This window comes from Leisingera sp. MMG026, from assembly GCF_021654205.1.
GTDB lineage: Bacteria > Pseudomonadota > Alphaproteobacteria > Rhodobacterales > Rhodobacteraceae > Leisingera.
Genome location: NZ_JAKFZM010000005.1, coordinates 35,373 through 47,975, shown reverse-complemented (window position 1 = coordinate 47,975; position 12,603 = coordinate 35,373). Strand labels below are relative to the sequence as shown.

Sequence of the window (12,603 nt, the reverse complement as noted above, 5' to 3'; positions counted from 1 at the left end):
CTCCCCGCTTCCGCGTTATATTCTGAAATCAGAATGTAACGTGCGAAAGGAGCTGACATGACTCTCAACTGGAAAGCCGGAGGCCTCATGCTGGGGCTGGTGTTCTTTCTGGCGGTGCTGCTGGTCAAACCCATCGGGGTTTCAACGCAATTTGTGATCCTGGACGGCATTATCGCGGATGCGGTGTTCCCCGGACTGGTGACAGAAACCGCCGAAGGCACCACCTCCACCAACGCCTATCTGGCAAAATCCGGCGGCAAATATGCCAGGGCCGTCTCCAGCCCGCTGAACTACAGCTTTGTTTTTGTGCTGGCGATGGCGCTGGGCGGGTTGCTGTCGGCCAGGCTGCGCGGCGGCATCCCGCAGGCTGAGCGGACAATCCCCGCGCTCTGGCGTGCCAACTTCGGCGGCTGCCGGATGAAACGATACGCCGCGGCTTTCCTGGGCGGATTCATCGTGCTGTACGGCGCGCGCCTCGCTGGCGGCTGCACCTCGGGGCACATGATGTCCGGCATGATGCAAACCGCGCTCTCCGGCTATATCTTCGCCACCGGTGCCTTTGCCGCTGCCATCCCCGTCTCGCTGCTGCTGTTCAAAAAGGAGGCCTGAGCCATGACAACCATCTTATTGGCAATTGTAACCGGCGCTGCCTTTGGTGCGGTGCTGGACCGGATCGGGGCGTCAAACCCCGGCTTTATCGGCAAGATGCTGAACCTTACCAACCTGAACCTCGCCAAAGCCATCCTGCTGGCAATCGGCACCGGATCGGTGCTGATGTTCGGCGGCCAGATGGCGGGGCTTGTCGATGTCGGCCATATGTCTGTGAAGACCGCCTATGCCGGTGTTTTCATCGGCGGGTTGATGCTGGGTGCCGGTTGGGCGCTGTCGGGCTATTGCCCGGGCACCGGCGTTGTCGCCGCCGCTTCGGGCCGCAAGGACGCGCTGTTCTTCATCGCAGGCGGGCTCTTGGGCGCGGCTGCCTATATGGCGACCTACCCGTCGTGGAAGGCCAGCGGCCTGCTGGACAGCATTGCGGGCGGCAAGGTCACCCTCGGCACCGTTCCAGGCGCCAAATACGAGGGGCTGACTGCGCTGCCCGGCGATCTGCTGGGCATCATTCTGGGCCTTGGTTTCATCGCACTGGCCTTTGCCCTGCCGCAGCGGCTGGTGCCGCAAAAGGCTGAACTGCAGCCGGCGGAGTAACCACCGCACCCAAGCAAACCCCAAGCGCCCGCCTGGTCCGGCGGGTGTTTTCTGTTTGGACGCCGCAACTTCCCGCTTGAATCCAAGCCACCAAACCCCGACCTTTGAGGTTCAAAGCCGGGCAAACCGGCGGGGAGGACGCCGCATGCATACCGCAAACCCGTTTGAGAACGCGCCTGAGACAGCCCTGGAATGGCACCGTTCCGGTTCAGGAGCGGCGCTGGCCACCGTGGTGCAGACCTGGGGATCCGCCCCGCGCCGCACCGGTTCGCAGCTGGCGGTCTCAGGAGATGGCAAGATCGAAGGCTCCGTCTCCGGCGGCTGCGTCGAGGGCGCCGTGGTGGCCGAAGCACTTGATGCACTGCAGGACGGCCGCCACCGCTTGCTGGAATTCGGCGTCAGCGACGCGGACGCCTTTGCCGTCGGCCTGGCCTGCGGCGGCACCATCAAGGTGCTGGTGGAGCCGGTCGGCTCGGCGCTGCCCACGGACCTGCTGCAGGAACTGGCAGAGGCCCGCGCCAACCGCACGCCCGTGGCCTATGAGGTGAACCTTGCCACCGGCGCCCGCCGCCTGGTCCGAGATGGATACCCCGACCGGATGCGCCTGGACCGCTCAGGCCTGGAAGACGACGGCGAAACCTTTGTGGCCGTTCACAACCCGCCGCTGCGTCTGGTCTGCGTCGGCGCGGTCCACATCACCCAGGCGCTGGTGCCGATGGCGCGGATCGCGGGGTATGACGTGGTGATCATCGACCCGCGCGCCGCCTTTGCCTCGCCGGAACGCTTCCCCGGCGAGATGCTGATGGACGACTGGCCGGACGAGGCGGTGGCAAAGCTCGGTCTCGACAGCCGCACCGCGCTGGTGTTGCTGACCCATGATCCGAAACTGGACGATCCGGCACTGCAAGCGGCCCTGAAGGCAGATGTGTTCTACATCGGCGCCCTGGGATCGAAGAAAACCCAAGCCGCCCGGGTGGCGCGGATGCAGGGCGCCGGCTTCAGCGAAATCCAAATCAACCGCATCCACGGCCCTATCGGCCTTGATATCGGCGCCGCCGGCCCTGCGGAAATCGCCGTGTCCATTCTGGCCGAAATGACCGCCGTGCTGCGCGGCAAGCAGCCATGAGATTCGGACCCGTCCCGCTGCAACAGGCCAAGGGCGCCATCCTCGCGCATTCCTTGCAGGGCGCCAGCCGCAAGGTCGCCAAGGGCACGGTGCTGAGGGCTGATGACCTCCAGGACCTCGCCGCAGCGGGTCATGAAACCCTGACCGTCGCCCGGCTCGACCCGGCCGATCTGCACGAAGACGCCGCCGCAGCTGCGCTTGGACATGCGCTGGTACCGGACCCGTCGGCGCAGGGCGTTCGCATTTCCGGTGCAGGTACGGGCCGGGTGAACCTCTATGCCGACCGCTCTGGTCTGGTGCGGCTGGACCGGGCCAAGCTGGAGGCCGTCAACGCGGCGGACCCGATGATCACCGTTGCCACAGTGCCGGATTATCACCGCGCCGATGCGGACGGGATGCTGGCCACAATCAAGATCATCTCCTATGGCGTCGCCGCGGACGCCATCCGCCGCGCCAGCGAAGGCGCAGGGGATGCGATCCGGGTGCTGCCGCCGGTGTTCTCCTCCGCCACGCTGATTGAAACGCAGGTGAGTGACGAAACGCCGCCGGACAAAGGCCGCGCTGCGATGGCCGGGCGCCTGCACCGGATGGGCATTCCCCTGTCGCCGCGCATTGTGGTGCCGCACCGAGAGGACGCGCTGGCAGAGGCCATCACCCGGGCACCGGGGCAGCTGGTGCTGGTGCTGACCGGCTCGGCGACCTCTGACACCCACGATGTCGCACCTGAGGCTTTGCGCAAAGCAGGCGGCAGCGTCACCCGGTTCGGGATGCCGGTCGATCCCGGCAACCTGTTGTTTCTGGGCATCTTTCAGGACAGGCCTGTCATTGGCCTGCCGGGCTGCGCGCGCTCTCCGGCGCTCAACGGCGCCGATTGGGTGCTGGAGCGGGTGATTTGCGGCCTTCCGGTCACCTCTGCCGATATTGCCGCGATGGGCGTCGGCGGCCTGCTGAAGGAAATCCCCACCCGCCCGATGCCGCGCCGCGATGCAGAAGGTTGAATGCGGCGCTGCGGCACGTGATTTGTGACGCAAGGTCACAACCCTAGGCAGGCCCCTCTGACGCGAATTTTACCGCCGGCACCGCCCTGAAAACACTTCGCGGATCGCTGCCGCCGTGGTTAACTCCCCCCAGCCAGACAAAAACAAGCTAAAGGGAGGGTACTATGGCCAAGGTCTCAATGACCGTGAACGGCAAGGCTGCCAGCGGCGACGTGGAAGGGCGCACGCTGCTGTCCGCATTCCTGCGCGAGGAGCTGGGCCTGACCGGCACCCATGTGGGCTGCGACACCAGCCAGTGCGGCGCCTGCGTTGTGCATGTGGACGGCCAGGCGGTGAAAGCCTGCACCATGCTGGCGCTGGAGGCCGAGGGCGCGCAGGTCGCCACCATCGAAGGGCAGGCTAATGCCGACGGCTCGCTGAATACAATCCAGCAGGCGTTCCAGGACCACCACGGGCTGCAATGCGGCTTTTGCACGCCGGGCATGGTGATGTCGGCAGCAGCGCTGCTGAAGGACAACCCCAAACCCACCGAGGCGGAAATCCGCGACTACCTTGAGGGCAACCTGTGCCGCTGCACTGGCTACCACAATATCGTCAAGGCGATCCTGGCGGCCTCGGGCCAGGATGTATCGGCCATCGCGGCAGAGTGACAGATGACGACCCCAGGCCGACAGGGAGCGGCCTGAGTTGAACAAGGAGTGATTACCAAGAGGTGCGCCACGGCAGCACCCTCCAGGGAGGAAGATCCAGACATGCCCAAGGACAATGACAGCGGCATCGGCGCCAGCCCCAAGCGGCGCGAGGACGTGCGGTTCCTGACAGGAGCCGGAAACTATACTGATGACATCAACGTGCACGGTCAGGCCCATGTGCATTTCCTGCGCGCCGATGTGGCCCATGCGACCATCAATTCGATCGACACCAGCGCCGCCGAGGCGATGCCCGGCGTGGTGAAAATCTTCACCGGCGCCGATTTCACCGAGGTCGGCGGCATCCCCTGCGGCTGGGGCGTGACCGACCGCCACGGCAACCCGCAGCAGGAGCCGCGCCACCCGATCATCGCCGACGGCACCATTCGCCACGTGGGCGAGATTGTCGCCGCGGTGGTCGCTGATACAGTCGAGCAGGCCCGCGACGCGGCGGAAGCCATCGAGCTGGACCTCAGCGACAAGCCCGCGGTTGTGAATATGGCCGGTGCTTTGGCGGACGGCAGCACCAAGGTGCATGAGGATCTGACCTCAAACCTCTGTTATGACTGGGTGTTTGGTAATCCGGATGACGACGCTGTGCAGGCAGCCTTTGACAGCGCCGCGCATGTGACCACGCTGGAGCTGATCAACAACCGTCTGGTCGCCAACCCGATGGAGCCGCGTGTGGCAATCGGAGAATACGCCCGCGGCACCGATGAATACACGCTGCACACCACCAGTCAGAACCCGCATGTGATCCGGCTTTTGATGTGCGCCTTTGTGCTGGGCCTGCCGGAGCACAAGGTCCGCGTGGTGGCCCCGGATGTCGGCGGCGGCTTCGGCTCCAAGATTTTTCACTATGCCGAAGAGGCCTTTTGCACCCATGCGGCCAAGGCCTGCGGGCGGGCGGTGAAATGGACCTCGACCCGGTCTGAAGCGTTCATCTCGGACGCCCATGGCCGCGACCATGTGACCAAGATCGAATTGGCGCTGGATGCGGATAATAATTTTACCGCGCTGCGCACCAATACGATGGCCAATATGGGCGCCTACCTGTCGACCTTCTCAACCTCGGTGCCCAGCTACCTGCACGGCACCCTGATGGCGGGTAATTACAAGACGCCGGTGGTGCAGGTGAACGTGAAATCCGTCTTCACCAACACAGTGCCGGTGGATGCCTACCGCGGTGCCGGCCGGCCCGAGGCGACTTATCAGCTGGAGCGCATCATCGACAAGGCCGCACGCGAGCTGGGCGCCGATCCGATTGCCCTGCGGCGTCAGAACTTCATCACCGAGTTCCCCTATGAAACCCCGGTGGCGCTGACCTATGACACCGGCGACTACGTTGCGACTATGGATAAGCTGGAACAGGTCGCCGATGTGGCAGGCTTTGCTGCCCGCCGTGCCGAGAGCGAGAAAAACGGCAAGCTGCGCGGCTTTGGTGTGAACTGCTACATCGAGGCCTGCGGTATCGCACCCTCCAACATCGTCGGCATGCTGGGCGCGCGGGCGGGTCTGTATGACGCCGCCACCGTGCGGGTGAATGCGACCGGGACCATCAGCGTCTTTGTCGGCGCGCATTCGCACGGGCAGGGGCATGAGACGTCCTTTCCGCAGGTGGTGGCCGAGATGATCGGCATTGATGAAAGCATGGTCGATATCGTGCATGGCGATACCGGCCGGGTGCCGTTTGGCATGGGCACTTACGGGTCGCGCTCGATTGCGGTCTGCGGTTCGGCGATGGTGCGGGCGACCGAGAAGATCATCGCCAAGGCCAAGAAGATCGCGGCCCATCTGATGGAGGCGTCCGACGCCGATATCGAGCTGAAGGACGGCCAGTTCACCGTTGCGGGCACTGACAAATCGGTGGCCTGGGGCGATGTGACCCTGACCGCCTATGTGCCCCACAATTACCCGCTGGAGGAGCTGGAGCCGGGACTGGAGGAGACCGCGTTTTACGACCCGGCCAACTTTACCTATCCGGCCGGCGCCTATGCCTGCGAGGTGGAAGTGGATCCCGACACCGGCAAGGTGACGATCCAAAGCTTTGCGGCGGCGGATGATTTCGGCAATATCATCAACCCGATGATCGTTGACGGCCAAGTCCACGGCGGGCTGGGGCAGGGTATTGGCCAGGCCTTGCTGGAAAACGCTGCCTATGACGAAGACGGGCAGTTGCTGTCGGCGTCCTTTATGGATTACGCGATGCCCAGGGCTGATGACGTGCCGTTCTACCAGGTGGACCATTCCTGCCAGACGCCCTGCACCCACAATCCATTGGGCGTGAAGGGCTGCGGTGAGGCAGGGGCCATCGGCTCGCCGCCTGCGGTTGTCAACGCGGTGGTCGATGCACTGCAGTCGGCAGGCAAGAATGTCACCCATATCGACATGCCGCTGTCGCCCTCGCGGGTCTGGGCGGCGATGAACGGGTAAGGGTTCATGGGGGCGCTGCCCCCATACCCCCGGAGTATTTTTCGGAAAGATGAAAGCCGGCGGGCCGGTTTTCAGAAAGGATACGAAATGTATGAATTCGAGTTCGAGAAACCTGCGACAGTGGCCGAGGCGGTTGCCGCGCTGGCGGATGAGGACGCGCAGGCGCTGGGCGGCGGGCAGACGCTGATCCCGACGCTGAAACAGCGGCTGGCGATGCCGTCGAAACTGGTGAGCCTGGCGGGCATTGAGGGAATGAAGGGCGTCAGCGGCGGTGACGGGATGCTGAGCATCGGTGGCGCCACCACCCATGCGGAGGTGTCCGAAGCTGCGGCAGATGCCTATCCGGCATTGGCGGCATTGGCGGGCCAAATCGGCGATCCGGCAGTCCGGAACCGCGGCACCATCGGCGGCTCATTGGCTAACAACGACCCCGCAGCCTGTTATCCGGCGGCGGCGCTGGGCAGCGGTGCAACGATTATGACCAACCGGCGCGAGATCACCGCGGATGACTATTTTCGCGGGCTGTTTGAGACCGCTTTGGAAGACGGTGAGATCATCACCGCGGTACGCTTTCCGGTGCCGCAGAAGGCCAGTTATCAGAAGTTCCTGCAGCCGGCCTCGCGCTTTGCCTTGGTCGGGGTGTTTGCGGCGAAATATGCGGCGGGCGTACGGGTGGCGGTGACCGGCGCCTCAGAGGAGGGCGTGTTCCGCTGGAGTGAGGCCGAAGCCGCGCTGGATGCGGATTTTGCGCCGGAGGCGCTTGATGGCCTCAGCGTGGATGCCGGCGGAATGATGGCGGATCTGCATGGCTCCAAAGCCTATCGCGCCCATCTGGTCGGGGTGATGGCCAAACGCGCCGTGGCGGCGGCTGCTTGATGGTTTGAACAAAACAGGCACCGGGATGCCGGTGCCTGCTGAATGCGGCGGCTAGTGCCGCAGGTAGCCGGAGATTTCCTCCAGCAATGTCTGGGTCTTGCCTGACAATTCGCGGATTTCGGTTGCGATCACCGCAAACCCCTTGCCCATATCGCCGATCCGCGCCGCCTCGATCGAGGCGTTGAAGGAGATGAACTTGATGTTGCGGCCAACCCCTTCGGCATTGGCGATGGTTGTGCGCATGTTCTGCTCGCGCTCTTCCTCGCGCATCTTCTGGGCGTCGCATAAGGTCTGGACCATCTGGCTGAGAAAGCCGGAGACAGCTGGTTCCAGCCGGTAAAGGCAGAGGCCCGCAAGGTCCGGGATCCGGCGCACATTTTCCAGCGGGCCGCCCTCGGGCCGGGAGGTGGCGCTGTGCAGGGGGCCGAGCACGTCCAGACAGGCTTGGCGTTTGGCTTCCAGATCCTTGGGCAGGCTGTAGCTGCACTCCTGCAACAGGCTGTCCAGGCCGCTGCTGAGCATCGCATGGGCCGCCGCAATGCGCTGTACCGACAAGGTCAGAACGTCCGTGGCGCTGCCGGCATCCGTGCCTTTCGGATCCTGGGCCAGGGCCAGCAGCGACAGCGCGGCGATCCGGCTGGGGCCGACGGCCATGAAAGCGGTGTTCTGTACGTCGGATAAACTTTTCATGCCTGCACCTTAGTGACCATGCAGACCCTTCTACCGGGCAGGCGTTAAGGCAGCGCTAACTGCGATGGCTTTGGCAAAAGAAAAGCCCCGCAGCGGCACTGCGGGGCTGGATACCTGTCTTGAAGGCGGCCGGATTACTTGTTCGGCAGCGGGCCGATCATCATGATCATCTGACGGCCTTCCATCTTGGGCATGTTCTCGACCTTGCCCAATTCCTTGATGTCTTCCGCAACCCGTTCCAAAAGCTCGCGGCCCAGGTTCTGGTGCGCCATCTCGCGGCCCCGGAAACGCAGGGTGACTTTCACTTTGTCGCCGTTTTCCAGGAACTTGTAGACGTTGCGCATTTTCACATCATAGTCGTGAGTGTCCGTGTTGGGACGGAACTTGACCTCTTTGACCTCGATGATCTTTTGCTTCTTGCGGGCTTCGCTCTCGCGTTTCTGCTGTTCATACTTGAACTTGCCAAAGTCCATGATCTTGCACACGGGCGGGTTGGCATTGGGCGAGATTTCCACCAGATCCAATCCGGCCTCGGCGGCCATTTCCATGGCTCTGGCGGGGGTCACAACCCCTGCGTTATCGCCATCGGCGCCAATCAGGCGGATTTCGGAGGCACGGATTTTTTCGTTGACGCGCGGGCCGGTGTCGCGTTGCGGCGGCGCGTTATGAGGTCTGCGGGCTATGACTGCGATCCTTCTGTCATTGCAAAAAGTGCGGGAACGCTACTGCCCCCGCGCATGTGATTCAAGGCTTATAGGCGGTATGGCGGCAGGAAAGCCGCATTTCAAGGCCGCATATTGCAAATGGCCCCGAAAACAGGCGCGAACCCTGGCCGGACGGCAGCGTGGCGCTGCGGGACAGCATCCGGAAAAGACCGGAATGCGGCGGGGTTCCGCCAGTTGCGGGACCGGCCGGCGGCAGCTGGCCGCCCGTGATGCAGGCTTGGCAAACTTCCCCCTTGAGTGCTGCGCTGCCGCGCGCCATCTGGCAGGCAGATGCTGCGGATGGCGCGGCCAGGCCGGCCAAGCCGGTAAACGGAAGGAGTGTATTATGAAACAGTTATTGATCCTGATTGCGCTGGGAGCTGCTGCCGTGGGCGGATATGTGTTGCTGAACGGCCAGGACGCGCAGGACCCGGCACCTGCTGAGGTGCCGGCCGTGCAAGAAGAACAGAGCAGCACAGCGCCGGAAGCGGCAGACGAGGACAGCACGGCGCCGGCCGAGCAGGCGGTGGAAGATGCGGCGGACGCCGTTGAGGGCGCCATCGAATCCGGTACCGAAGCTGCCGGCGCAGCTGTTGATGCGGTGCAGGACACCGTAAGCGAGGCCGCAGAAGCGGCGGCAGAAACGGCAGGGGATGCGGTTGATGCGGCCCAGGGCACGGCGGGTGCTGCATCGGATGCCGTCCAGGACACCACAGACGCTGCCACCGATACCGCCGCCGGCGTTGCGGATGACGCCGCGGATGCCGCAGGCTCTGCTGTGGATCAGGCGGGCGATGCTGCCACCGGCGCGGCAGAGACCGCTGCCGGCGCGGCTGAGGCTGCCCAGGACGCCGCATCCGAGGCGCTGGACAATGCAGCCGGCACCGCACAGGAACTGCTGAACCAACCCGGTTCGGCGGAAACCGAAAGCACTGCAGGCAGCGAGTGAGCCAGGCCGTAAGCTAAGCCAGGCCGTAAGCCAAGTGTGGCCGCAAGGCACAAAACGCATCCGGCGGCAGGCATCATGCCTGCCGCCGGACGTCTGCGGCCTGAATTGACTGCTGCGGATCAGTGGGGGCGGGCCTGCGCTTGCTGCGCAACACGGGCCATATGGTCCAGCGGCGCCTGGCCGCCGGGCTGCGGCTGCGGCGCCAGGAAGGCCAGGAAGGTCTCCCAGCCGGCACTGTTGCCGCCTTGTTTGCGGGCGCGCTGGATTTGCAGCTGGGCCACCCCGACCAGATCCAGCGGCTTGACGCCGTCATAGGCGCTGCCGGTGATGCTTGCCAGATGGCTGCGGAACCGCTTGCCCATCGAATTCAGCAGCAGCATCGGCGAGGTCACCGGATGGCCGGCCTGCACCAGCGCGTCAAACATTTCGTCAATGTCGCCGGGGGCAATGGCGCGCGCATCATAGCGGGCCTTGACGCTGGCAATCCGCTCCGCGGCTGTCGGCTGCACCTGGCCGGGACGGGCCTGGAACCCTGCAACAGCTGCCTTGACGCGGGCTTTGCCAGCCTCTGTTCTGACGGACTGGAAAACAGGCGGCTGCCCCGAGGTCAATTCGTTCTGCATTTCTTGCTGCTCCGTTCTGGATCTCAGCAACCGGAATACAGAATCATCCCCAACAAAAGATAAACGGGAGGCGGCAGCCTCCCGTCAAAACAGTGTCAAAATCGGGGCAGCCGCAGCCGCTCCCCGGCGCAGGATCAGTCGAGAAAGGCTTTTTCGACCACGAAATGCGCCGGTTTCGAGTTGGCGCCTTCTTCCAGCCCGTAAGTATTCTCGAACAGGTCCTTGAGTTCCAGATTGAAGGCCAGGTTGCCGCAGATCATTGCGCGGTCGCTTTCCGGGTTCAGCGGCGGCACGCCAAGCTCGGCAAACGCCTCGCCCGAGCGCATCAGGTCGGTGATCCGGCCCATCTTGGGGCTCTCTTCGCGGGTGGTGGTCGGGTAGTATTTGATCTTCTTCCAGAAGCCTTCGCCGATCACCTCGTTCAGCAGCTCGTCTTGCTTCAGGCTTTCGATCAGTTCGCGGCCATAGGTCAGCTCACCCGCCGTGCGGCAGGTGTGGGTGATGATCACCTCGTCGTAATCTTCATAGGTCTGCGGCTCGCGCAGAAGGCTCGCAAAGGGCGCAAAACCGGTGCCGGTGGCAAAGAACCAGATCCGCTTGCCGGGCAGCAGCGCGTCATGCACCAGGGTGCCGACGGGTTTGGGGCGCAGGATGATCTCATCGCCCGGCTGGATGTGCTGCAAGCGCGAGGTCAGCGGGCCGTCCTCGACCTTGATCGAATAGAACTCCATTTCCTCGTCCCAGCTGGGCGAGGCGATGGAATAGGCGCGCAGCAATGGTTTTACCTTGCCGGTCTTGGGATCGGGATCGTTCATCAGGCCGATCATCACAAATTCGCCCGAGCGGAACCGCAGCGAGGCCGGGCGGGTCACCTTGAAGGAGAACAGCTTGTCGGTCCAGTGCTTCACCTCAGTGACGGTCTGGGCATCGGGCAGGGCGGGCTTTGCCTTTTCGGGCGCGGCGTTGGTTGCAATGTCGGTCACGGGTGTCATCTCATTCATCGGGTCCACTGCCGGAGGAGTAGCCGGCACCTCTGATTAGTCTTTGATACAGGTCAGGAAAACCCCCTGTTTTGCGAAACCGGCCCCGCGCTGGACGCAACGAAACCGGTCTGGCAAGGGTTTTCCCAGGCTCGGGAGGGCTGGCTTAGCGGGCAGCAGTGCTGCCGCGCAGGCGGGCCTGATAGCTGTGGTCTTTCCAGTTGGCACGGGCGAGCCACTGGTCTTCGGGCTGACGGGCGGCCAGATCGTCGGACAGCTCAACCTCGTCAAAACCCGAGCGGCGGGCCATGGCATACTGGTCGGCAATCACATGACCAAAGGCGCGCAGGCGGCCCTGATAGCCCCGCAGCCGCAGCTGGCGGGCCAGGGTAAAGCCGCGCCCGTCGGCAAAGCTGGGGAAGGCAACCCGCACCAGCTCGACGCCGTCCAGCGACACGTCGTTCAGATTGGCGTCGGAGGCCAGTTCAAGCACATCAGCGCCTTCAAAGCCGGTGGTCCAGTCGTCGGGGGCAAAACCCGTGTCGGTCACGATAACAGTCATCTCACTCACGCTCCTGTGCGTACCATTTGGCCGTCCACAACATGGATGCCGCATTCTTCTTTGTTTTCCCCGCGCCACCGGCCGGCGCGCGGGTCTTCGCCTTCTTTGACCGGGCTGGTGCAGGGCGCGCAGCCGATCGACGGATAGCCCTTGGCCACCAGCGGATGGCGGGGCAGGCGGTTTTCATCCATATAAGCGCGCACGTCCTCGGGCGCCCAATGGGCCAGCGGGTTGATCTTGAGCCGTCCGGTGCCCTCTTCGACCTCGAAGAACTCCAGCGCTGCGCGGGTGCCGGCCTGGAACCGTTTGCGGCCCGTAATCCAGCCGTCATAGCCCGCCAGCGCCTTTTGCAGCGGGATCGTCTTGCGCAGGGCGCAGCAGGCGTCCTTGTCGCTGAACTTGAGGGCCCCATAGGGGTCCTTTTCGGCGATATCATCGGCGCGGATGATGCGCAGATTGCGCAAGCCCAGCCGCTCGCTCACTTCCTGCTGATAGATCAGCGTCTCGGTGAACAGCAGTTCGGTGTCGACAAACACGACAGGGGTCATCGGGTCGATGACCGCAGCCATATGCAGCAGCACCACAGATTCCGCACCGAAAGAGGAGACCAGGGCGATATGCCCCGCGTCCTGCAATGCGCCCTGCATCACCGAGGTGGCCGAATGGTGGCGGAAGCGCGCATTCAGCGCCTCCGCCTTGGCGGCCAGTTCCCGGTCCCGGGGGCTGACAGGCTCCCCGGCGGGTTTGTTTCCGGCTGTGTGAAACATGGG

At 64.0% G+C, this 12,603-nt stretch carries 14 protein-coding genes; 8 read left to right on the top strand and 6 right to left on the bottom strand.

The window, feature by feature from the left end; translation table 11 throughout:
* Window positions 1-57 precede the first annotated feature (57 nt).
* The 7 genes from L1069_RS03905 to L1069_RS03875 all read left to right on the top strand — a co-directional run bounded on the left by L1069_RS03905 (window position 58) and on the right by L1069_RS03875 (window position 7,325).
* A complete protein-coding gene (locus L1069_RS03905) occupies window positions 58-609 on the top strand; it encodes a YeeE/YedE thiosulfate transporter family protein (protein ID WP_237454848.1) in 552 nt (183 codons plus the stop codon).
* Window positions 610-612: 3 nt separating this feature from the next.
* Window positions 613-1,203, top strand: coding sequence for a YeeE/YedE thiosulfate transporter family protein (locus tag L1069_RS03900; protein WP_134829577.1), 591 nt, complete (start codon window positions 613-615; stop codon window positions 1,201-1,203).
* A 145-nt stretch (window positions 1,204-1,348) separates the two neighbouring features.
* Window positions 1,349-2,329, top strand: a complete 981-nt coding sequence (locus L1069_RS03895; protein WP_237454847.1) for an XdhC family protein — start codon at window positions 1,349-1,351, stop codon at window positions 2,327-2,329.
* A complete protein-coding gene (locus tag L1069_RS03890; protein ID WP_134829579.1) occupies window positions 2,326-3,327 on the top strand; it encodes a molybdopterin-binding protein in 1,002 nt (333 codons plus the stop codon). Before L1069_RS03895 ends, L1069_RS03890 begins: the two co-directional genes overlap by 4 nt.
* A gap of 164 nt (window positions 3,328-3,491) precedes the next feature.
* Window positions 3,492-3,977 carry a (2Fe-2S)-binding protein gene (locus tag L1069_RS03885; protein WP_129371331.1) on the top strand — a complete coding sequence of 162 codons (486 nt, stop codon included), beginning with the start codon at window positions 3,492-3,494 and terminating at the stop codon, window positions 3,975-3,977.
* A 102-nt stretch (window positions 3,978-4,079) separates the two neighbouring features.
* A complete protein-coding gene (locus L1069_RS03880) occupies window positions 4,080-6,449 on the top strand; it encodes a xanthine dehydrogenase family protein molybdopterin-binding subunit (protein WP_237454846.1) in 2,370 nt (789 codons plus the stop codon).
* A gap of 87 nt (window positions 6,450-6,536) precedes the next feature.
* Window positions 6,537-7,325, top strand: coding sequence for an FAD binding domain-containing protein (locus L1069_RS03875; protein ID WP_237454845.1), 789 nt, complete (start codon window positions 6,537-6,539; stop codon window positions 7,323-7,325).
* 51 nt (window positions 7,326-7,376) lie between these two features.
* Here L1069_RS03875 and L1069_RS24120 read toward each other — a convergent pair whose 3' ends face one another.
* Window positions 7,377-8,015, bottom strand: coding sequence for a methyl-accepting chemotaxis protein (locus L1069_RS24120; protein WP_129371328.1), 639 nt, complete (start codon window positions 8,013-8,015; stop codon window positions 7,377-7,379).
* 134 nt (window positions 8,016-8,149) lie between these two features.
* Window positions 8,150-8,698 (bottom strand): translation initiation factor IF-3, encoded by a 549-nt coding sequence (gene infC / locus L1069_RS03865; RefSeq protein ID WP_027258497.1) that lies wholly within the window; start codon window positions 8,696-8,698, stop codon window positions 8,150-8,152.
* Window positions 8,699-9,065: 367 nt separating this feature from the next.
* On the opposite strand from infC, the gene L1069_RS03860 reads away from it, so the two are divergent.
* On the top strand, window positions 9,066-9,668 hold the full coding sequence (locus L1069_RS03860; RefSeq protein WP_237454844.1) for a translation initiation factor 3: 603 nt from the start codon (window positions 9,066-9,068) through the stop codon (window positions 9,666-9,668).
* A gap of 119 nt (window positions 9,669-9,787) precedes the next feature.
* Here L1069_RS03860 and L1069_RS03855 read toward each other — a convergent pair whose 3' ends face one another.
* The 4 genes from L1069_RS03855 to L1069_RS03840 form a co-directional block, all read right to left on the bottom strand.
* A complete protein-coding gene (locus L1069_RS03855) occupies window positions 9,788-10,291 on the bottom strand; it encodes a hypothetical protein (RefSeq protein ID WP_237454843.1) in 504 nt (167 codons plus the stop codon).
* A gap of 134 nt (window positions 10,292-10,425) precedes the next feature.
* Window positions 10,426-11,292 (bottom strand): ferredoxin--NADP reductase, encoded by an 867-nt coding sequence (locus L1069_RS03850; RefSeq protein WP_129371325.1) that lies wholly within the window; start codon window positions 11,290-11,292, stop codon window positions 10,426-10,428.
* Between the two features lie 145 nt (window positions 11,293-11,437).
* Window positions 11,438-11,833, bottom strand: a complete 396-nt coding sequence (locus L1069_RS03845) for a DUF934 domain-containing protein (protein WP_134829584.1) — start codon at window positions 11,831-11,833, stop codon at window positions 11,438-11,440.
* A 5-nt stretch (window positions 11,834-11,838) separates the two neighbouring features.
* Window positions 11,839-12,600 carry a phosphoadenylyl-sulfate reductase gene (locus tag L1069_RS03840; RefSeq protein WP_129371324.1) on the bottom strand — a complete coding sequence of 254 codons (762 nt, stop codon included), beginning with the start codon at window positions 12,598-12,600 and terminating at the stop codon, window positions 11,839-11,841.
* Window positions 12,601-12,603 lie beyond the last annotated feature (3 nt).